The sequence below is a fragment of the Hymenobacter sp. J193 genome (assembly GCF_024700075.1).
Classification (GTDB): Bacteria; Bacteroidota; Bacteroidia; order Cytophagales; family Hymenobacteraceae; genus Hymenobacter.
The window spans coordinates 2,994,349-3,013,588 of record NZ_JAJONE010000001.1 but is presented as its reverse complement, the minus strand read 5'-3'; the positions used below and the strand labels follow the sequence as shown (position 1 = coordinate 3,013,588).

Here is a 19,240-nt window from a genome sequence, read left to right as displayed (position 1 = left end):
GCAAGGTAACACCGACGCGGCAGGTTTCGTCCCCAGAGCACGCAATTTTATTAGCAAAATCACTGGGGAATCATCCAGCATACTAATAAATTTAGCACATAGTAACGTTAGGCATTCTGGTTTGGCTATGTACCTTGCGGGCCCCAACTGCCTACTATGTCCTCTGCCTCTGCTTCCTGGCTTGATGCCCTGCCGGCCGATTTCTACGATCAGCTGGCCCACTGCCTGAGCTTGCACGGCATGGCCTGCGCCGAGCTGCTAAGTTATCCAACCGCCCAGCCGCTCACCGTCCTCACGCGCCTGAACCTGGCCCAGGTGCAACGCCTGAATGGCATCCAGACGCACGAGACGCTGCTGCAAACCCTGCGCGCGGAGCCGCTGGCGCTGTATCATCTGCTGCTGCTGGGGCGCCTCACGCTCGATACCTCGTTGGCCGAACCGGTACTGGCCTACGTGCAGCAGCAGATGCATATTTCGCCGGAGCAGCTGGAGCAGCTGCGCACCTATTGCCTGGAGCTGAGCGGAGCTTTCCTCGCTACCCTGGAAGAGCACGTGCCCGCCCCGGAAGGAGCGGCTTCCCTGGGGCTGCACCGGTTGGGTGTGGAAGAAGCTTTCGAGTTGCTGCTGCGGGCCCAACCCGCGCCGCCCGTGCCGGCGGCCAACCTGCGCCTGGCCGAGCCGCAGCTGCAGATGCTGCGCCTGGCCCTGCTGCTGGTGCATAGCCTGCCCGAAGCCGCCGACCATCCCTTCCTGCGGGCCGTGGGCAGGCTGCCCCAGCTGCACCGCACCGCCCTCGAGCCCCTGATTGAGCGCCTGGGCCGCATTCACGCCCAGGAGCAGCTGCAGCTTACTATGCCCGAGCTGGTACAGCTCTACCAGGGCATGCAGGTGTGCGGGATGGTGTTCGTGTCGGACGTGATGAGCCGGATTGGGCTGGAAGACGTGTTTCCGGTGCTGCCAGCCGAGGAAAGCGCGGCCAGCGAAACGGCCCCGGCCAGCAACCGTCAGGCCGTGGGCGAAATGGTGAGCGGCTTCACGCGCTGGGTGCAGCACACCTTCCCCGACGACCCCGCCATTCAGCAGGCCCGCGGGGAAGTACTGGCCTTAGCCGACTTTCTCTAGCACCGGGAGCCCGTGCATGGTCCGTTATAAAAGCACTGCTCTTACCGCGCCGGCAGCAGCACTTCAATTTCCAGGTGCAGCCAGTCGTCTTCCCAGGCTTTGTGGGTAAGGCGAGCCGTGAGTGGGAAGCCGGCGTCGAGCAGCCGGGCCACGGTTTCGTTGCGGCCTTCGGGCAGGTAGCCCAGCCAGAAGGCATCCGGGCCGGTGGTGAGTACGCGCACGGCCCAGTCGTCGAAGGTGCTGTCGACCTCGCGCTCCACAGCCAGGGCCTGCCCGGGCTGCAGCTTGGGCTCAAACTCGCGCAGGCCCGCGCGGTGGGTGGTACCGGCCACGAGGCATTCAAGCAATACCAACTCCAGGCCGGTGGGAGAAACAGCAATAGCCATAGGGCGACAAGATGTGGATGAGGCCGTAAGTATAACACCAACGTCCTCAGTGAGCCAGCACTGCCTGCCGGAATATATAGTATTTCAGGCCCAGCGTGGTCGGATGCACCACTCACAGGCCCTAATTTCGCCGCCACGATGTACAGCAAAACCGAAGTAGCGCAGCTGCGCCAGGCCTTCTGGACCACCTTTGGCCAGTATATGCAACCTATACCCGGCGCCGAGGGCGAGCGGGTGAACTGGGTGAACTACAAAACCGGCCTCAAGCACGTGTACTTCCGCCTGCACGCCGACGCCCGCCACGCCACTATCGGCATCGAACTCACGCACCCCGATGCCGGCCTGCGGGAGCTGTTTTTCGAGCAGTTCCGGGAGGTGCGGCCGCTGCTGGAAGAAGCCACCGGCGAGGCATGGCGCTGGGAGCCCGAGGCCGTAAACGAAAGCGGCCAGCCTGTAGCCCGCATCTACCAGGAACTGCGCCCCGCCAACCTGTTCAACCGCGACGACTGGCCCCAGCTGATTTCCTTTTTCAAGCCCCGCATCATGGCCCTGGACGCCTTCTGGAGCACGGGGCAGTACGCGTTTGACGAGCTGCGGTAGAGCAGATACCAGTCGCGGAGTGGTATAAATTCTCCAGGTTGTTCCTTGTTACTTTTCTTCTTTCTATTTCGCTTGTATGAAAAAAGCACTTTCTTTCATGGCTTTAGCGCTGGTATCGATTGGCACGTGGGCGTTTTACCCAAAATCGGCCGCTGATGAGGCAACAGGCTACATGCTACTAACGCTCCGAAATGGAGCCGGCCGCCCTATGTTGGTACTGACACCCCCTACCGGCGAGCCCGAAGAAATTACCCTCAGCAAGCAGGACAAAAGCGCATACCGGTACGAAAGCCAGTTGGTGAAAAAGCTCAACGAGTTGCGGGCCCAGGGTTGGGTAGTAGTTCAGATGCAATCCTCGGATGCCCTCATGCCGGGTACCACCTACCCGGCTGTAAGCACGGATATCGTGTCTACCAAGACGTTTTTGCTGGAAAAGCGCTAATAACCTTCTAAGCGCTTGATTAATTAACCCAGACAGCTAAGTTCCGAAACTTCTTTCACCGTCGGGACTGGCGCTTTCTGACTTTGACAAAAGCAAAAACGGCCGTTCTCTTTCCAGAACGGCCGTTTGCTGATAGTACGTATGGCAGCTTACTTGAACGCCTGAATACCGGTAATATCTGCCCCGGTGATGAGCAGGTGGATGTCGTGGGTGCCTTCGTAGGTGATGACGGACTCCAGGTTCATCATGTGGCGCATGATGGGGTACTCGCCCGTGATGCCCATGCCGCCGTGAATCTGGCGGGCTTCGCGGGCTACGTGCAGGGCCATGTCCACGGAGTTGCGCTTGGCCATCGAAATCTGGGCGGAAGTGGCTTTGCCGGCATTCTTGAGCATGCCCAGGCGCCACACCATCAGCTGGGCCTTGGTGATTTCGGTAATCATTTCGGCCAGCTTTTTCTGCTGGAGCTGGAAGGAAGCAATGGGCTTGCCGAACTGCTCCCGCTCCAGGGAGTACTTCAGGGCCGACTCGTAGCAGTCGATAGCCACGCCGATGGCACCCCAGGCAATGCCGTAGCGGGCCGAATCGAGGCAGCCGAGGGGGCCTTTAAGGCCTTCCACGTTGGGCAGGATGTTTTCCTTGGGCACCTTTACGTTGTCGAACACCAGCTCGCCGGTAATGCTGGCGCGCAGGCTCCACTTGTTGTGGATTTCGGGGGCGGTGAAGCCTTCCATGCCTTTTTCCACGATAACGCCTTTAATGCGGCCATTATCGTCCTTGGCCCACACCACGGCCACCTGGCTTTCGGGGGAGTTCGAAATCCAGAGCTTAGCGCCGTTGAGCAGGTAATAGTCGCCCATGTCCTTGATGGTGGTGACCATGCCGCCGGGGTTCGAGCCGTGGTCGGGCTCGGTGAGGCCGAAGCAGCCCAGCCACTCGCCGGAAGCCAGCTTGGGCAGGTACTTGCGGCGCTGCTCTTCGGAGCCGTACTGGTAGATGGGAAACATCACCAAAGACCCCTGCACAGAGGCCGTAGAGCGCATGCCAGAGTCGCCGCGCTCAATTTCCTGCATAATCAGGCCGTAGCTGATGTAGTCGAGCCCGCCGCCGCCGTACTCGGTAGGAATGGTGGGGCCGAACGCACCTACGTCGCCGAACTTGCGCACGATTTCGGAAGGGAAGTGCGCCTGCTGGGCCCACTTCTCGATGTTGGGCGAAATTTCCTTTTTAACGAAGTCGCGGATGCTCTGGCGGATGAGCTTGTGCTCCTCCGTGAGCAGGTCGTCGATGTCGTAGTAATCGGTGAAGCCGGCGGCATTCAGGGAGCCTTTGTTGCGCTGGACCTGGGCCTTGGGCGAAAGAACGTCGGTTTCTGAAGACATAGTAGTGGGTGGGTGGGAATCAGCTTCAAAGATAGAAGTTTCGGGCACGCAACCTTGTTCCGGCGGGGTTGATTGCCGGACCTGCCCACTGCGGCGGCGGCATTTCCGGGTGGGCCGCTGGAGCTCAAGCAGGCCATACTACCATTTCTATCGTAGTGCGTATATTCTCCTCCTTTCCCGTATCCTCCACCCCCTCATGAGTCACGAAAAAAAGCTGAACGAGCTGGAAGCTACTGCCATCTGCGGCAACGATATTTCCTCGTCCTGCCTCTACGTTTCGGCCCTGGCCATTGCCTACGCCGGGCAGTATGCCTGGATTGCGCTGCTGCTGGTGGGTGCAGTGCTGTTTCTGTTTCGCAAAATCTACGGCGAAGTGGTGGGCGCGCTGCCTCTCAATGGCGGCGCCTACAACGTGCTGCTGAACACCACCAGCAAGCGAAACGCGGCGCTGGCGGCTTGCCTCACCATTCTGTCGTACATGGCTACGGCAGTTATTTCGGCTTCTGAGGCTATGCACTACCTGCACACGCTCTGGCACGGGCTGCCTATCATTTGGGCCACGCTGGGGCTGCTGGGGCTATTTCTGGTGCTCACCATCCTGGGCATCTCGGAGTCGGCGAAGGTAGCGGTAGGCATTTTTCTGGTACACCTGGCCTCTCTATCAATTCTGGTAGCCTGTGCTATCTGGTATCTGGCTACTCAAGGGCTCGATAATCTCACGCTCAACTTTCAGCTGCCAGTCAAGGGCGGCAGCATTGTGGGGGCGCTGTTTTTCGGCTTCAGCGCGGCCATGCTGGGCATTTCGGGGTTTGAGAGTTCGGCCAACTTTGTGGAGGAACAGGCCCGGGGCGTGTTTCAGAAAACGCTGCGCAACATGTGGGTGGTGGTGAGCTTCTTCAACCCCGTCATTGCCTTTCTGGCCATAGCCGTGCTGCCGATGGTGGAAGTAGGGGAACACACCGAAACCCTGCTCTCGCACCTGGGCAACACCACCGGAGGCCGCTGGCTGGGCACCCTGATTTCCATCGACGCCGTGGCCGTGCTGAGCGGGGCCGTGCTGACCTCGTTTGTGGGCGTGAGCGGACTGATGAAGCGCATGACCCTGGACCGCATTCTGCCGCAGTTCTTCCTGAAGGAAAACAAGGCAGGCAGCAACTACCTGATTCTCATTGTGTTTTTCGTGCTCTGCGTGTCGGTACTGCTGATTACCAACGGGCAGCTGGGGCCGCTGTCGGGCGTGTATACCATTTCGTTTTTGTCGGTTATGGCCTTCTTCGCGCTGGGCAACTTCCTGCTCAAGAGCAAGCGGCCCAAGCTGCCCCGCCCGGTGTACGCCGGCATTCTGACGGTGACGGTAGCGCTGCTGGGCATTCTGGTGGCCTTGTATGGCAACATCAAAATTCACCCCGACTACCTGATTGTCTTTCTGCAGTACTTCCTGCCGGCCATGCTGGTGGTGTATGTGATGCTGAACCGCACCGCCATTCTCAACCTAGTACTGGCGGCGGCCAACTCGTTTGCCACGCACTCGCCCCGCGTCTCGCGCCTGAGCCGCCTGAAGGTGCTGCACATGCTGCGGGAGCTGCACAAGCAGGAATTCGTGTTTTTCACCAAGGGCGACAACGTATCGAACCTCAACAAGGTCATGGCCTATGTGGTGGAAAACGAGTTTACCACCCGCCTCAAAATCGTGACGCTGCTCAAGCCCGGCGAACTTTATCCGCAGGACCTGCTCACCGATATTCGGGTGCTGGACCGCGCCTACGACCAGATTGAGGTGGATTTTGTGACCCTGGAAGGCAAGTTCGGCCCCGAGCTTATCGACCAGCTTTCCAAGGAATGGGGCATCCCCAAGAACTTCATGTTTATCGGCTCCCCCGGCAACCAGTTTCCCTACCACATTTCCGAACTGGGCGGCGTGCGACTCATCATCTGACCTACCGAAGGAACCACGGATTCGCGTGGATTTTTCGGATTCCACGGATTTTATGGATGGTGCGGTCCACAGCCATACCCACAGGAAAACAAAAAGACATCGCAGAGTGCGAGGCTTTTTTATTGATAAAAATCGTCTACAAAATCCGTGGAATCCGAAAAATTCGCGCGAATCCGTGGTTCAGAATTTCACGCCCACCGAGGCCAGGAAGTTGCGGGTAGCCTGCGGGAAGTACCAGTTGAAGGTGTCGAGGCCGCCGCTGGCACCGAGGTAGCTGTAAGTGTAACCGTTGGCCACGTACTCGCGGTTGAGCACATTATTGACCAGCAAACCCAGCTCGATTTCCTTCACAAACTGCGGCCTGATGCTGTAGCGCACCCGGAAATCGAGCACCTGATACGGCTTGATGCTGCGGTTGCTGTTGGCGGAGTTGTCGAGGTACTGGCGGCTGACGGTTTTGTAGAGCAGCGCCAGGCGCAGGCCTTTCAGCGGCTGGCCTTCCAGCGTGTGCGCCGACACGGTATTGGGCGAGTAGGAAATGGTGCTGATGCGCGCCTCCCCCACCACCGGGTTGTAATCGGCGTCATAGGTTACGTCGCGGTAGTTTAGAATGCGGTTGCGGCTCAGCGTCAGGGTGCTGCTCAGGCTGATTTTATCGTCGGCGGAGATAAAGCCGGTTAGCTCCACGCCCCGGCGGTAGCTGCGCGCTACGTTGGTGCGCAGCGGGGTTCCCACGTCGTTAAGCTGGCCGGTAGCTACCAGCTGGTTGCGGTAGTTCATGTAAAACCCGTTGGCTTCGAAGCGCACGGCCGTACGCGGCCCCAGCAGACTGAGGTCGGTGCGGGTGAGACGGTAGCCGCCTTCGAAGTCTTCGAGACGCTCGGCTTTGGCGCTCTGGTCACCGGCCGGACGGTCGGTAAAGTCGGCGCGCACCGGCTCGCGCTGCCCCACCGCGAAGCTGGCGTAGAGCTGCTGGCCCTCACTCAGCGTGAAGGTCGCCCCGGCTTTAGGGTTGAAGAAGGTGTAGCTGGCGCGGGTTGTCACGTCGTTCTGCTCGTCTTCCACGCCATCAATCGTGTACTCGATGTGACGCACCTGCACGTCGCCGTAAATGCCGATTCTGGGCAGCGCCTGCCAGGTGGCACGGGCGTAGCCATTGTAGTCGGTTTTGCGGGCCTCGTTGAAGTAGAAGCGCTGCCTAGGCGCCAGGTTGGCCGCGTATTGAGCCCAGATAATCTCGCCGTAGTGGTCATTCTCGAACCGGTTCCAGGCGCCGCCCAGCGTGGCCTGCAGCTTGTCGTTGGCCTTGGGCTGGTAGTTGAGGGCGAATGTGCCGCCGTAGAAATAGTTGTCGAGCCACTTTCGGTCAATCAGGTTGGTGCGCGTGAGTGTGTCGCCGCCGATTATCACGTTTCGCAGACCGTAATCCGCGAATTTGCGGCGGGCACGGTAGCTTTCGTAGTAGCCGAAGCCGCGCGTGAGGTGCAGCGCCGCCCCGATGTTCCAGTCGTCGCCGAGGCCCTGCGAGAGGTGCAGCTGGTAGTGGTTCTGCTGGTAGTTGTCGGTTTGGTTGTCGTAGGTGTAGTAGCTGTAGCGGCGCCCCTCCTGGCGCACCCGCTCGGCGTCGGCTTCGCTCAGCTCACCGTTATTGATGTAGTTCTGAAGCAGCGCCTGGTTGCCGGTAATAGCCGGTTCGGGCACGCCATTCCAGGCCTGATAGGACTTTTCGCGGCCCGAGAAGGTGATGAACTTAAGCAGCGTGTTTTTGGCCTGGTAGCCCGCCGCGAAGTAGTACGACTTCAGATCCGACGCGGCCCGGTTCATGTAGCCGTCGGTGCTGATGCGCGAAAGGCGGCCATCGACCGTGAAGTGCCCGTTCAGCAGCCCGGTTCCGAACTGCACGTTGTTTTTCCAGGTGTTGAAGGAGCCGACGCTGTTCTGGGTTTCGCCGTAAGCCTCGGGGCGCGAATCGAGGGTGCTGATGTTGATGCTGGCCCCGAACGCCGCGCCCCCGTTCTGGCTGGTGCCCACGCCGCGCTGCACCTGCAGGCTGCTGATGGACGAGGCCAGATCCGGCAGGTTCACCAGAAACGAGCCGTGCGACTCGGCATCGTTGAGCGGCACGCCGTTGATGGTCATGTTGATACCCGTGTTGCTCGTGCCCCGGATGCGGATATCGGTGTAGCCCACGCCCGCGCCGGCATCAGAATTCACTACTACCGAAGGCGTCTGATCGAGCAGATAAGGCAAATCCTGCCCGAAGTTGCGCCTGGACAGGTCTTCCCGGCCCAGGTTGGTATAGGCGGTGGCCGTGCGGTCGTTGGCGCGGGAGGCCGTCACGAGGGCCTCGCCGGTAAGCACCCCGCCCGGCTGGAGCAGCAGGCGCAACTGCTGCGGGTTGGCCTGCCCTTCCAGCCGCTGCACCAGGGGCTCGTAGCCGATGAAGGTGATGCGCAGCTCGTGGGAGCCAACGGCCACGACGGGCAGCGCAAAGGTACCATCGGTAGCAGCCGCTACGGGTGCGCCATCGAGTAGCACGGTAGCGCCGGGCAGGGCCGTGCCGCTGCGGGCATCCGTGATGGTGCCGGACACGGGCCCCTGGGCCCATGCCGCGCAAGGCAGCGCCAGAAGCGCTACCCCGGAAACCAGGAAATTTTTCAAGAAGTGGGTAATAGAAAAAAGTGGAACGGACCCGGTGCCAGGGGTCGGCACCTATAGGTTTTTCGTTCGCGGATCGTTTGTTCCCTTCGCCGGCATTACCCGGGCAGGTTCAATGGGTATGATCTCAGCCCCTAACGCCACTCCCGACGCGGGGCACCCCTAAACAGTTTGTGGCGCAAAGCTAGGGCCTGCAGGCTGCCGGTACAAGCAAGCCCGAATTTGCGTTGATTTTCCTGCTCAAATCCGGTAACTTAAACCCAGGGGGAATTCGTACATGCATTGCTAGCCCGAAGGCATAACGCCGCTTGCAGCCAACCCGTTAGCCAGTTATCCGTTTCGCCCTCGCACGCGGTGTTTTACTACGCTTTTTTGCCATGATTAGCCTTGTTTACACGCTTCTGGTGCTGGCCATTTTAGCTTACTTCCTCCTGATGCCGCGCCACCGCTACCAGCATCCGCCTTCTTCCGACAGCGACGACGAGGGCGGGGAGCCACTGGACGACGGCCTCCCCGACCTGGATCTGCCCCCCGGCATCACCCGTCCCATCAACGACTGGGAGCCAGACTACAACCGACGCCCCCGCGTGCCCGTGCGCCCGCCGGAGCCCGTGCTGCTGTAAGCTTCGCCGCTTACGTCTACTGATAAACAGGCCGCGCCGCCCCGATGATTTCGGGGCGGCGCGGCCTGTTTTTGCCTGACTTAGCTGCCTATAAATCCTTGCCCATGCGCAGGTATGGCATGGTACCGCGGTAGGTAATACCGCTTTCGGGCTCCAGGCCGAAAGCGCGGTAGAAGGCCCGGTTTTCGGCGCGGGCGTCGCACCAGATGTGCTTAGCACCTTGCTCGCGGGCTACCACTAGCACGTGGCGCAGCAGCTTCGAGCCGATGCCTTTACGCTGCTGGTCGGGGCGGGTGGCAAACTTGCGGAAGCGGGCCGTGTTGCCTTCCGTGAACAAGGAAATAACCGAAACCAGGTGGCTGCTATCGAAGGCGCCAAAATGCTGGCCCTCGTGGTCGTTGAGCAGGCGCACGTAGCTTGGCGACTCCTGGGGCCAGAGAACCTGGTGCCGCAGCGCGTAGGTGTCAGCGGCGGTAATAGGGCGAATATGTACTTCAGCGGACATGTGGGGTAGCCCTCACTCGGGGCTATTCAATGGTGATACTATACGAGGTAGCGTATTCTTGGCCGGGCCCGAGAATCCGGATGCCTTCTTTGTCGATGAGCGCGCCCGAATCGGTTACGGAGCTAGCCACGCCCTGCCAGGGTTCAATGCACACAAACGGCGCACCGGGCGCTTTCGTCCAAAGGCCCAGGTACGGAAACCCGTCGAAGCGCACGCGCACGGCCCGGCCGCTGCGGCGGCTGCGCAGGGTGAGGTGGTTGAAGTGCACGTCTTTCAGCACCAGCGCATCGTTCTCAAACAACGCGTAGGAAAGCGGCAACTCCGTTTCCTGGTCGAGCACCAGCTCCGTTTCGCCCGTGAGCAGGCCATTCTGCAGCAGGTAGCGGTGCAGGGTCACGGGCTCATCGAACTCGAAGGCATAGTCCTCAAAAGCCTCGCCGGGCAGCAGCGGGCAGCGGAACGCCGGGTGCGCCCCAATGCTAAAGGGCAACTCTTCGGCGCCGGAGTTTTCTACCTCCCAGCCCACGGTAAGCATGGGTCCGGCCAGCCGGTAGCTGATGCGCAGGCGAAAGGCAAAGGGAAACGCGGCGCGGGTCTGCTCATTGTCGCGTAGCTCCAGCACCAGTTCGGCGGGCGTGTGGCGCACCAGCGCAAATGGCTGATCGCGGGCAAAACCGTGCTGTGGCAACGAATACGTGCGGCCAGCGTGCTGGTATTGATCCTGCTGCAGGCGGCCCACTATCGGGAACAGCACCGGCGCGTGCCGGGCCCACACGGCGGGGTCGGCCGGCCAGATGTATTCCAGGTTGTCGAGGTCTTTGCGCAGAAAGCTGCTCAGCTCCGCGCCCAGCGGCTGCACAGTAGCCCGCGCCAGCTCATTTTCGAGTACGTACATAAGTCAGGAAATACGGCCGGCGGGCCCATACGTTGCGGCCAGCAGCTCATCTACCAGAAAGCAGGCCTGCTCGAAGCGCCGCGCCGGCTCCCCGTTGATATCAGCAAATGGCGAGGGGCCATCTTCCAGCTCGCTGCGGTAAAGGTCGTGGAAGTGCTGGCGCAGGTTGGGGTGCTCCCGCAGCGGGTCGGGGTACCAGGGCAGGTCCACGTCCAGCAGCAGCACCAGGTCGTAGCGGCGGCGCTCCATTTCCTGCGAAATCCACTCGGGGCAGTAGCCAAAGGCATGCTCACTCCAGATCTTGATTACCAGCAGGTCGGTGTCGCAGAAGACCACGCGGTGAGCCCGGGCCGCGGCGGCGTCTTCGGCGGCCATCTGCCCGCGCGCAATGGCCTCCAGGTCGTCGAGCGTGTAGTGCGCGCCCTGGCGCTCCAGGTATTCGCGGGCAAACTCCGGCGCCCACACCGTACCGTAGTGGTCGGCCAGCTGCTGGCTAAGCGTGGTTTTACCCGTCGATTCGGGGCCGGTAAGCGAAATACGCAGCATTCTTTTTTGGAATAAATAATCAGGATTGAGAAATGAAGAATTCAGGTAATCAGCTTATAACTCCATGGGTAATTCCTCCTTCTTCATTGATTTTCGCCACTGCCAGTAGCCGTAGGCAGCCAGCCCCAGGTACAGCGCGTACAGGCCGCTGGTAGGGTATAGCTCCTTGTACCACAGAATGGGCACGTATATAATGTCCACTATAATCCAGAGCCACCAATTTTCCAGGCGCTTGCGCATCAGCAGATACTGCGCGGCCAGGCTGGTAGCGGTAGTAAAACTGTCCCAGTGCGGTAGGGCGGCATCGGTGTGGCGCTGCAGGTAGTAGCCGAAGCCCAACGTGAAAGCGGCCACAAACAGCCCGCAAACCAGCCACTCTATCGGCCGCGTGCGCGTCACGACCAGCGGCGTCTTGCTGCGGCCGCCGTAGAGCCACTCGTACCAGCCGTACAAACTCAGCCCGATAAACAGGGTTTGCAGCAGCGAATCGGAATACAGCTGGGCGCGGTAGTACACCACCACGTAGAGGGCGCAGCTGAAAATGGCAATAGGGAAGTTCCAGAGCGACTCGCGGGCCGCCAGCCACACGCAGGCAAACCCCGTGAGCACGGCCACCCATTCCAGGGGGCTCTGGCCCACGGCGGCAGTCAGGAACTCGAAGAAGGAAGACGGCACAGCAGACTGATTAAACACGGAAACCCAACCGGCTACTGCCAACGGCCGGTCAAAGCTAACGAGCAATGCGGTATTTTTGCGGTGGGCACTCCTGTTTTTTATCCTGTTCCGGCCCGTTTCCATGCTCCCCGAACTCACTCCTGCCGACCTGCACGCCCGCCTGCAGCGCGGCGACGCCCTCCAGCTCATCGACGTGCGCCAGCCCGACGAGTACGCCTACTGCCGCATCGAGGGCAGCCGCCTGATTCCGCTGGGTGAGCTGCCCGGCCGCGCCCACGAAATCGACCCGGAGGTGCCCGCCGTGCTCATCTGTCACCACGGCGTGCGCTCTATGCAGGCCCTGGCCTACCTCCAGCACCGCCACGAGCTGACCAACCTGCTGAATCTGCGGGGCGGCATCCACGCCTGGAGCACGCAGGTAGATTCGTCGGTAGCTATTTATTAAGACCCATTGTTTTTAGCCCGCAGAAAACGCTGAAGGATGCGCAGAGGCCGCAGTGTCGTTCAACGAATGCTGCGAGATAATACCTACTGAACCAAGCCTATGCGCCTCCCCGACCTCCCCATCCAAGAAGCCCTGCCGGAGCTGCTGGCCACGCTGCAAACCCACAGCACGGCCGTGCTGCAGGCTCCGCCGGGCGCCGGCAAAACCACCATCGTACCATTGGCGCTGCTGGCGGCCCCGTGGCGGCAGGACGGGCGCATCATCGTATTGGAGCCGCGCCGGCTGGCAGCCCGCGCCGCTGCTACCCGCATGGCCCAGCTACTGGGCGAGCCGGTAGGCCACACCGTCGGCTACCGAATGCGCCTGGAAAGCAAAGTCTCGAAGCACACGCGCATTGAAGTGGTGACGGAAGTACTGCTGACGCGCCAGCTCCAGGACGACCCTTCATTGGAAGGTGTGGCGGCGGTGCTATTCGATGAGTTTCACGAGCGTAGCCTGCAGGCCGACCTGGGACTGGCCCTGGCCCTGGATGCGCAAAGCGTACTGCGACCCGACCTGCGCATTCTGGTGATGTCGGCCACGCTGGACGCCGACCGGCTGGGCGCCTGGCTGGGGGCGCCGGTGGTACGCAGCCAGGGCCGCATGTTCCCCGTGGAAACGCACTACCTGAGTCCGCAGCGGGCCGCCACCGTTTCGCGCCGCCCCCACGAAAAGCTCCAGGACCTCGCCCCCGCCATCATCCGCGAGGCCCTGGCTCAGCATCCTACTGGCGACGTACTAGTGTTTCTGCCCGGCCTGGCCGACCAGCGCCGCGTGGCCGAAAAGCTGGCGACTTTGCCCGCTTCCATCGACGTGCACACCCTGCATGGTGAGCTGCCGGCCGAGCAGCAGGACGCCGCCCTGCGCCCCGCCCCGGCCGGTCGCCGCAAAGTGGTACTGGCCACCAGCATTGCCGAAACCAGCCTGACCATTGAGGGCGTCACGATGGTGGTGGATGGGGGCTATGCCCGCGTGCCCCGATTTGAGCTGCGCTCGGGCCTCACTACGCTGGGCACCGAGCCCGTCAGCCAGGCCGCCGCCGACCAGCGCCGAGGCCGGGCCGGCCGCCTTGGCCCCGGCACCTGCTACCGCCTCTGGACGGAAGCCGAGTTCCGGGAGCTGCCTCACCATCTGGCCCCCGAAATCCTCACCGCCGACCTCAGCTCCTTGGCCTTGGAGCTGGCCCTCTGGGGCACCCGCGACGCGTCTACCCTGCGCTGGCTCGATGCCCCGCCCGCCCCTGCCCTGGCCCAGGCCCGTGACCTGCTGGTGCGTCTGCAGGCCCTTACTGCTGAAGGATTGCCCACCGCCCACGGCCGGGCGCTGGCCGGGCTGGGGCTGGCCCCACGGTTGGCCCACCTGGTGGTGCGGGGGCAGGAAATCGGGCACGGCGCCACGGCCTGCGCCCTGGCCGCTCTACTCACGGAGCGCGACATCCTGCGCCCCGCCGACGGCTCTTATGGGCCGCCTGATTTGCGGCTGCGCCTCGAAGCCCTGCATACCGGCCGGGCCCCTTTGCCGGGGCTAATGCCCGACGCCGGGGCCGTACGCCGCGTGCGCGAAGCCGCCGCCGTACTACGCAGTCGGGTGCAGGCCAAGGGAACTATCGAGCCTGATACCGCCGGCCTGCTGGCAGCCCTAGCTTACCCCGACCGCCTGGCCCAGCGCGAAACGCCGGAGCGCGTGCGTCTCGTGACGGGGCAGCGCGCTACGCTCCCGACCGAGTTTTTCAGTCAGCAGGACGTATTTTTTGCCGTGGCCGCGCTGGAAGGCCTGGTCGCGCAGCCCCGTGCCGGGCTTGCCGCCCCCCCTTTCCCGGACTGAGCTGGAAGAGTATTTCGCCGAGCAAATCGAAACCAGGGACGAAGTGCGCTGGGATGAAGCCCTCGGCCGCGTAACGGCCCGCCGCCTGCGCCGCCTGGGGGCATTGGTGCTGTCGGATGCGAATCTGCCTAATCCTGCCCCGGAGGCCCTTTCGGCCGCTTTGCTGGAGGCACTGCAAGCCGCAGGCACCGCCCGCCTTCCCTGGCCGGAAACGGCGGTGCATTTGCGGGAGCGACTAGGGTTTCTGCACCAACTGCAGCCCGAAAACTGGCCCGACGTTTCGGACGAGGCCTTGCTGGCAGAGTTGGAAGAGTGGCTGGGCCCGCACCTGACCGGTATAAAGTCATTAGCGGAGCTAAGCCGCGTGGACTTTGCGGAAGCCCTGCTCAGCCGCTTGCCGGGCGGCTGGAGCCAACGTCAGGAGCTGGACCGTCTGGCTCCCTCTCACCTCGAAGTGCCCACCGGCTCCCGCATCCGCCTCGACTACTCCGACCCAGCCGCGCCAGTGCTGGCAGTGCGGCTGCAGGAAGTGTTCGGGCTGCTGGATACGCCTACCGTGGGTGGCGGCCGGGTGCCGCTCACCCTGCACCTGCTTTCCCCCGGCTACCGCCCCGCCCAGGTCACGCGCGACCTGCGCAGCTTCTGGACCAGCAGCTACTTTGATGTGCGCAAGGAGCTGCGCGGGCGCTACCCCAAGCATTACTGGCCCGAAAACCCCTTAGAGGCCCAGGCCATCCGGGGCACGAAAAAGCAGAACGGGCTATAAGATCGGGCGGAAGCCAATGTTATGTTTTTAGCTGGAGGGCAAAACGTAACATTGGAGCTGGTAACAATTCCGTAATATGGGGTAACAATTCAATAACACTCCCCTATTACGCACGCCTACCCATGTTTCGTCTGCTGCGTCTGCTGCTTGTTCTGAGCCTGAGCTGGGCACTGCCGTATGCGGGGTTAGCCCAACGAACCACTACCAGCGCGCCGGTAATGGGCGCCGAGGTAGGCCGTCAGATGTGGGGGCAACTGGCCACGGAAGCCCGCCTGACGGAGCGGTGGGGTGCTTTCACCGAAGTTCAGCTCCGGCACAGCAGCGCCAGTCGGCTGCCGCGTCAGAACATTGTGCGGGCAGGATTGGCATTTTACCCGGCGGCGTGCCTGCAATTATCGGCGGGCTACTCCTACGGGCAATTTTATCAAGCAGCGCCTTCCTCGGAGGCCCGACTACTGCCTGAGCACCGCGTGTACCAGCAGGTACTGCTGCGTGACTATAACAGCGCCGTGCGCATGCAGCACCGCTACCGCATGGAGCAGCGCTGGATGCACCACGCCGAAGGCCCGCAGTACGGCTACGGCAGCCGGGCCCGCTACCAGCTGCGGCTGGAACGCGCCCTGCGCCGTGACCCCAAGCTGGAGCCCGGTACGCCTTACGTAGCAGCTTCCGATGAGCTGTTTTTCAACCTGGGCCGCAACGCCCGGCAGCAGTTTCTGGCTCAGAACCGCGCCTATCTGGCGCTGGGCTACCAGGCCGCCCGCTACACGGCACTGGAAATCGGCTACCTCTACCAGGTGGGTCAGTTGGATGAGTATCCCGAAACCGAGCGAAACCACACGCTCCAATTGGCCCTCAACTTCACCCCTGATTTCCGCAATCAGCCCGCCAAGCAATAAACGCTACCTGGGAAAGTTTCAGCGTCAGAGAATGTCATACTGACCATAGCCAAAGCATCACGTTCTGCTAGTCTTGCTAACCGGCTCTAACCAGATAAAGAGTCGATATCAGTCGGATTCTGGCTCTGCTTGGACGTGGGAGTGTAGTGGCGGTGCAGCCAGCGGCTGAGGCCACCCAGCCCGGGAAACAGCACCCGCTCCGTAATACCGGCCTGATCGAGCTTGTCGCGCACTTCCCACTTCAGGCGGGCCGGGATGAGGATGCGGAAGAAAAGCTCGGGGTGCTGCTCCAGCCATTCATGCAGCGTAGCCTGGGCCGAGTTCATCAACGAAAACAGCGCATATTGGTGCACAATGCGGGCATCGAGCGACGGGGGCTCCAGAAACAGCAGAAACGGCTCCTGCTGCAGCATTTCCAGGTCGCGCAGGGTGGTGCAGAGAGGCTCCAGCAGCTCGGGCGTAAACACGTTGGAGCCTTCGGTGCGCAAAGCCGCGCGCAGACCGGCGGGCAGAAACTCGGCCGCTTTCACATAGTCAATGGCCCAGATAACGCCATCCTGGTCGTAGGCCTCCAGGTCGTCGGTGGCGAAGTGCAGGGCCACGTACGGCGAATACGTCCAGTCGAGCATGCGGGTGGGCAGGCCGTGGTGCTGGGCCAGGGCCAGCCAGTTCCACACGGAGGTGCCGGGCTGGCTGAAGTCGCGGGCATACTTGCGGAAGTTGCGCAGCAAGTGGTTTTCCAGCTGCCCGTACTCGCCGCCCAGCCGTTGCAGGCTGGTGGTGAGGGCCCACTCCTTGGAGCGCAGCCCCCGGTATACAAACGGGGAGCGGTAGCGGCCAATGCGCCCGTCCCAGGTGTCGCGAAACAGGGCCTGCTGCAGATCAGCCCAGGAATTTACTACGAGGTCGTTGAGCGTGGGAAGCACGGAAAGGAAGTTAGGGCCGGCAAGATACGTGCAGAAGTATAGCGGCTCCGGCGCCAGTTGGTTATTGTGGAGCAGACACGATTTCAAGGATGCTACTTTTAGCAGCTCCTAATCGGAGCCAGAATGCAGCAAAACCTTCTAGCAAACAAAAGGCCCTCTGTATGTAACAGAGGGCCTTTCGGGATTTCCAGCTAATTGATTGCTCCTAAGAACGCGCTACAGACGGTAGAGCTCAACACTTAGCCTTTGTGGTTGGCCTGATAGCGGGCACGCTGGTCCTGCAATAGGGTGTCCAGGTCTTTGGCTGCTTCGTTGTAGCGGGAAATATCCAGCAGTTTAAGTTTGGCCAGCAACCGCTCCGTTTCGTCGAAGTTATTGAGCCACAGGTTTGCTTCGGCAGCATTGAGGAGCGTAGCGGCCGTTACCTTGGCATCAATGCGGGCTTTCTTGTCTTTTGGGTTGGATTCAGCCAGGGCCTTGTTCCATAAGGTTACGGCTTCTTCCATCTGCTTGGTGGCGTCGGCCGCACGGGCAGGCTGGCCCAGCATTTTATAGCCCATCAGGGCCTTTTCATAAGCCTGAGGAAACTCGTCGTAATTCACTTTTTTGTCTGTCACTACTATCACGCTGGTGTTGCGGGTGATGGTGCGCTGACCAAAGCGGCTATCAAGCATTTCGGCTACCAGCTTCATATTAGCTTTCATCAGGTCGTCATCCAGCTTACGCAGGAAACCCATTTGGTTGGCCTGCCAATACTTGGCAAGACCACCCTCCTGAGCAAAAGCTTCTGTCTTGGCTTCCTGATAGGCATTGGTAGCTTCCAGTTGCTCATCCAGCAGGACTGTACCATCCTTCGCCGTCACTTTTACGCTTATCGGCGACTTATACGATACCTGGTACGCGTGTTTGATACCGTCACCCGTGGAAACGCCCCCCACCTTTACCTGGCTGCCCTGAATAGTAACCGGCACGATATCCCCCTGAACGAAACCATCTAGCCCTACTACTACCTGCAAATCAGCATCGGCGCCCTGTGCACGCTGCAGGCCACTAACATTGACATAAGTGGTGGCCAGCGTTTTTGTATCGAATACCTGCGGCGTATAGTCGGCCGGTGGAATTACTGCGTCCTGAGGCTTACGCTCATCCAGCACCAGCTTGTTGAAGGCTTTGGTGCCGAGAGACTGGGCTTTATATTCTTTTTGGCTTCGGCAGCCTTGGTTTGGGCATCGGCAATAGCGGCAACCCGGTTGGCCTGCTGCTGCTTGATTGCCTCTTCGTACCGGGTAACTACTTCAGGCCGGAACGTGTGAACAGCTGCGGGCAAAGGCACCAGCGGCAGGCGCACATAGTCGAAGCTGATCTTCTGTGGATCGATACTCTGAGCAAAGCCAACCGTAGTCAGCAGTGCAGCAGCGAAAGTGAGAGTAAGATTCTTTTGCATAAGCAAAATGCAATAAGTGTGAATGAGAAAAAGAGAATACAGTCAACCTCAACAGTCAAAGAAGAAGCCCACAAAATTAAGAATAATTTTCTTAAAATGCATATTTTCAAAATTATACAATCACACAAACCGCTGCATTGGCAGCAATGGCTATAAAAAAGGCTGCCTGATAATATCAGGCAGCCTTTTCATTAACTTAAATAGTTCAATTTATACTTTGCATTAAACTATTCTATTAAGAGCCTTATTACTCCCCGGCCGGGTAATCGGCGGAGTCTCCGAGGTCGGCTACGCTGGCCAGTTCCTGCACCAGGGCGGTGAACTTGTCGCGGGCGCCTTTCACGGCGGCTTTGCCCAGGGGCAGGTGCAGGGGCGGATTTTCCTGGCGCACTACCTCAAACATGATGCGGGCGGCGCGCTGCGGGTCGCCGGGCTGGCGGCCGCTGTAGCCCTGGATGCCTTTCAGGTTTTCGCCCACGGTGGCGCGGTAGTCTTCAATGGCCGTATCCACGTAGGTGGCCGAGGAGCCGGCCCACTCCGTGCGGAAGCCGCTGGGCTCGATGTTGGTGACTTTGATGCCCAGTGGCGCCACCTGCTGGGCCAGGCTTTCCCCAATGGCTTCGAGGGCGAACTTGCTGGCGTTGTAGACGCCCACGCCGGGAAACGTTTTGAGGCCACCAATGCTGGTGATGTTGAGCACATGCCCGCTGCGCCGCTCGCGCAGGTGGGGCAGCACGGCTCGCAGCACCCGCAACGGGCCGAACACGTTCACGTCGAACTGGCGCTGCACCTCCGCCTCGTCGATTTCCTCAATGCTGCCCAGGGAGCCGTAGCCAGCGTTGTTGACCACCACATCGAGGTGACCGAAAAACTGAATAGCGTCCTGCACGGCCTGCTGCACCTGCTGCTCATTCACCACGTCGCACACGAAGCCGCGGGCACGGGTGCTGTCTTTTTGGGAGAATTCCTCGGCCTGCGCTGGCTGGCGGAAGGTAGCGGCCACGGAGTCGCCCTGGCTAAGGCAGTATTCGGCCAGCTCTTTGCCGAAACCGGTGCTGACGCCGGTAATAAACCAAGTTTTAGGAGTTGCCATATCGTAGGTTGAAAAGAATGAAAAAGGCCGGCCC

The 19,240-nt window shown here is 60.9% G+C and carries 20 protein-coding genes and 1 riboswitch; of the genes, 9 read left to right on the top strand and 11 right to left on the bottom strand.

Annotated elements, in window-relative coordinates; translation table 11 throughout:
• The first annotated feature begins 156 nt into the window (after window positions 1–156).
• Complete coding sequence (locus tag LRS06_RS13235) at window positions 157–1,122, top strand: hypothetical protein (protein ID WP_257871907.1); 966 nt, start codon at window positions 157–159, stop codon at window positions 1,120–1,122.
• Between the two features lie 41 nt (window positions 1,123–1,163).
• On the opposite strand, the gene LRS06_RS13230 is transcribed toward LRS06_RS13235, so the two are convergent.
• A complete protein-coding gene (locus LRS06_RS13230) occupies window positions 1,164–1,508 on the bottom strand; it encodes an HIRAN domain-containing protein (RefSeq protein ID WP_257871906.1) in 345 nt (114 codons plus the stop codon).
• A 138-nt stretch (window positions 1,509–1,646) separates the two neighbouring features.
• Between LRS06_RS13230 and LRS06_RS13225 the strand changes: the two genes are divergently transcribed.
• Together LRS06_RS13225 and LRS06_RS13220 are read left to right on the top strand one after the other, a co-directional pair.
• Window positions 1,647–2,108 (top strand): DUF4268 domain-containing protein, encoded by a 462-nt coding sequence (locus tag LRS06_RS13225; RefSeq protein ID WP_257871905.1) that lies wholly within the window; start codon window positions 1,647–1,649, stop codon window positions 2,106–2,108.
• A gap of 76 nt (window positions 2,109–2,184) precedes the next feature.
• Window positions 2,185–2,550 (top strand): hypothetical protein, encoded by a 366-nt coding sequence (locus LRS06_RS13220; protein ID WP_196953869.1) that lies wholly within the window; start codon window positions 2,185–2,187, stop codon window positions 2,548–2,550.
• A 149-nt stretch (window positions 2,551–2,699) separates the two neighbouring features.
• On the opposite strand, the gene LRS06_RS13215 is transcribed toward LRS06_RS13220, so the two are convergent.
• Window positions 2,700–3,932: an acyl-CoA dehydrogenase family protein gene (locus tag LRS06_RS13215; RefSeq protein WP_257871904.1), complete on the bottom strand. Its 1,233-nt coding sequence runs from the start codon at window positions 3,930–3,932 to the stop codon at window positions 2,700–2,702.
• Between the two features lie 196 nt (window positions 3,933–4,128).
• Between LRS06_RS13215 and LRS06_RS13210 the strand changes: the two genes are divergently transcribed.
• Complete coding sequence (locus LRS06_RS13210; protein WP_257871903.1) at window positions 4,129–5,868, top strand: APC family permease; 1,740 nt, start codon at window positions 4,129–4,131, stop codon at window positions 5,866–5,868.
• 180 nt (window positions 5,869–6,048) lie between these two features.
• Here the strand turns inward: LRS06_RS13210 and LRS06_RS13205 are convergent, their stop codons facing one another.
• Window positions 6,049–8,529, bottom strand: coding sequence for a TonB-dependent receptor (locus LRS06_RS13205; protein ID WP_257871902.1), 2,481 nt, complete (start codon window positions 8,527–8,529; stop codon window positions 6,049–6,051).
• A 62-nt stretch (window positions 8,530–8,591) separates the two neighbouring features.
• A riboswitch (TPP riboswitch) is annotated at window positions 8,592–8,700 on the bottom strand.
• Between the two features lie 203 nt (window positions 8,701–8,903).
• On the opposite strand from LRS06_RS13205, the gene LRS06_RS13200 reads away from it, so the two are divergent.
• A complete protein-coding gene (locus LRS06_RS13200; RefSeq protein ID WP_257871901.1) occupies window positions 8,904–9,149 on the top strand; it encodes a hypothetical protein in 246 nt (81 codons plus the stop codon).
• A gap of 88 nt (window positions 9,150–9,237) precedes the next feature.
• On the opposite strand, the gene LRS06_RS13195 is transcribed toward LRS06_RS13200, so the two are convergent.
• From LRS06_RS13195 to pnuC, 4 genes are read right to left on the bottom strand one after another with little or no spacing between them, the layout of a single operon-like run.
• On the bottom strand, window positions 9,238–9,654 hold the full coding sequence (locus LRS06_RS13195) for a GNAT family N-acetyltransferase (protein WP_257871900.1): 417 nt from the start codon (window positions 9,652–9,654) through the stop codon (window positions 9,238–9,240).
• Window positions 9,655–9,676: 22 nt separating this feature from the next.
• The gene (locus LRS06_RS13190; protein WP_257871899.1) at window positions 9,677–10,549 is read right to left on the bottom strand and encodes an aldose 1-epimerase family protein; all 873 of its coding nucleotides are present in this window, start codon (window positions 10,547–10,549) and stop codon (window positions 9,677–9,679) included.
• Between the two features lie 3 nt (window positions 10,550–10,552).
• Window positions 10,553–11,095 (bottom strand): ATP-binding protein, encoded by a 543-nt coding sequence (locus tag LRS06_RS13185; RefSeq protein WP_257871898.1) that lies wholly within the window; start codon window positions 11,093–11,095, stop codon window positions 10,553–10,555.
• A 54-nt stretch (window positions 11,096–11,149) separates the two neighbouring features.
• Window positions 11,150–11,770, bottom strand: a complete 621-nt coding sequence (gene pnuC / locus LRS06_RS13180) for a nicotinamide riboside transporter PnuC (RefSeq protein WP_257871897.1) — start codon at window positions 11,768–11,770, stop codon at window positions 11,150–11,152.
• Between the two features lie 121 nt (window positions 11,771–11,891).
• Between pnuC and LRS06_RS13175 the strand changes: the two genes are divergently transcribed.
• From LRS06_RS13175 to LRS06_RS13160, 4 genes are all read left to right on the top strand, one after another.
• Complete coding sequence (locus LRS06_RS13175) at window positions 11,892–12,215, top strand: rhodanese-like domain-containing protein (RefSeq protein ID WP_257871896.1); 324 nt, start codon at window positions 11,892–11,894, stop codon at window positions 12,213–12,215.
• A gap of 99 nt (window positions 12,216–12,314) precedes the next feature.
• Window positions 12,315–14,078: an ATP-dependent helicase HrpB gene (gene hrpB / locus LRS06_RS13170; protein ID WP_257871895.1), complete on the top strand. Its 1,764-nt coding sequence runs from the start codon at window positions 12,315–12,317 to the stop codon at window positions 14,076–14,078.
• Window positions 14,053–14,844, top strand: a complete 792-nt coding sequence (locus LRS06_RS13165; RefSeq protein WP_257871894.1) for an ATP-dependent helicase C-terminal domain-containing protein — start codon at window positions 14,053–14,055, stop codon at window positions 14,842–14,844. The genes hrpB and LRS06_RS13165 overlap by 26 nt, the downstream gene beginning before the upstream one ends.
• Before the next feature lie 122 nt (window positions 14,845–14,966).
• Window positions 14,967–15,743 (top strand): DUF2490 domain-containing protein, encoded by a 777-nt coding sequence (locus LRS06_RS13160; RefSeq protein ID WP_257871893.1) that lies wholly within the window; start codon window positions 14,967–14,969, stop codon window positions 15,741–15,743.
• Window positions 15,744–15,829: 86 nt separating this feature from the next.
• Here LRS06_RS13160 and LRS06_RS13155 read toward each other — a convergent pair whose 3' ends face one another.
• From LRS06_RS13155 to LRS06_RS13140, 4 genes are all read right to left on the bottom strand, one after another.
• The gene (locus LRS06_RS13155) at window positions 15,830–16,669 is read right to left on the bottom strand and encodes an FRG domain-containing protein (RefSeq protein WP_257871892.1); all 840 of its coding nucleotides are present in this window, start codon (window positions 16,667–16,669) and stop codon (window positions 15,830–15,832) included.
• A 239-nt stretch (window positions 16,670–16,908) separates the two neighbouring features.
• Window positions 16,909–17,823, bottom strand: coding sequence for a hypothetical protein (locus LRS06_RS13150; RefSeq protein WP_257871891.1), 915 nt, complete (start codon window positions 17,821–17,823; stop codon window positions 16,909–16,911).
• Window positions 17,790–18,113, bottom strand: a complete 324-nt coding sequence (locus tag LRS06_RS13145) for a hypothetical protein (protein ID WP_257871890.1) — start codon at window positions 18,111–18,113, stop codon at window positions 17,790–17,792. Before LRS06_RS13145 ends, LRS06_RS13150 begins: the two co-directional genes overlap by 34 nt.
• Window positions 18,114–18,360: 247 nt before the next feature.
• Window positions 18,361–19,206, bottom strand: coding sequence for an oxidoreductase (locus LRS06_RS13140; RefSeq protein ID WP_257871889.1), 846 nt, complete (start codon window positions 19,204–19,206; stop codon window positions 18,361–18,363).
• Window positions 19,207–19,240: the final 34 nt, after the last annotated feature.

What these genes read in the sequence shown, in the direction of transcription:
- LRS06_RS13235 (WP_257871907.1), top strand. Translation starts at nt 157, where the DNA reads ATGTCCTCTGCCTCTGCTTCCTGGCTTGATGCCCTGCCGGCCGATTTC.
- LRS06_RS13230 (WP_257871906.1), bottom strand. Translation starts at nt 1,508, where the DNA reads ATGGCTATTGCTGTTTCTCCCACCGGCCTGGAGTTGGTATTGCTTGAA.
- LRS06_RS13225 (WP_257871905.1), top strand. Translation starts at nt 1,647, where the DNA reads ATGTACAGCAAAACCGAAGTAGCGCAGCTGCGCCAGGCCTTCTGGACC.
- LRS06_RS13220 (WP_196953869.1), top strand. Translation starts at nt 2,185, where the DNA reads ATGAAAAAAGCACTTTCTTTCATGGCTTTAGCGCTGGTATCGATTGGC.
- LRS06_RS13215 (WP_257871904.1), bottom strand. Translation starts at nt 3,932, where the DNA reads ATGTCTTCAGAAACCGACGTTCTTTCGCCCAAGGCCCAGGTCCAGCGC.
- LRS06_RS13210 (WP_257871903.1), top strand. Translation starts at nt 4,129, where the DNA reads ATGAGTCACGAAAAAAAGCTGAACGAGCTGGAAGCTACTGCCATCTGC.
- LRS06_RS13200 (WP_257871901.1), top strand. Translation starts at nt 8,904, where the DNA reads ATGATTAGCCTTGTTTACACGCTTCTGGTGCTGGCCATTTTAGCTTAC.
- LRS06_RS13195 (WP_257871900.1), bottom strand. Translation starts at nt 9,654, where the DNA reads ATGTCCGCTGAAGTACATATTCGCCCTATTACCGCCGCTGACACCTAC.
- LRS06_RS13190 (WP_257871899.1), bottom strand. Translation starts at nt 10,549, where the DNA reads ATGTACGTACTCGAAAATGAGCTGGCGCGGGCTACTGTGCAGCCGCTG.
- LRS06_RS13185 (WP_257871898.1), bottom strand. Translation starts at nt 11,095, where the DNA reads ATGCTGCGTATTTCGCTTACCGGCCCCGAATCGACGGGTAAAACCACG.
- LRS06_RS13175 (WP_257871896.1), top strand. Translation starts at nt 11,892, where the DNA reads ATGCTCCCCGAACTCACTCCTGCCGACCTGCACGCCCGCCTGCAGCGC.
- hrpB (WP_257871895.1), top strand. Translation starts at nt 12,315, where the DNA reads ATGCGCCTCCCCGACCTCCCCATCCAAGAAGCCCTGCCGGAGCTGCTG.
- LRS06_RS13160 (WP_257871893.1), top strand. Translation starts at nt 14,967, where the DNA reads ATGTTTCGTCTGCTGCGTCTGCTGCTTGTTCTGAGCCTGAGCTGGGCA.
- LRS06_RS13145 (WP_257871890.1), bottom strand. Translation starts at nt 18,113, where the DNA reads ATGCAAAAGAATCTTACTCTCACTTTCGCTGCTGCACTGCTGACTACG.
- LRS06_RS13140 (WP_257871889.1), bottom strand. Translation starts at nt 19,206, where the DNA reads ATGGCAACTCCTAAAACTTGGTTTATTACCGGCGTCAGCACCGGTTTC.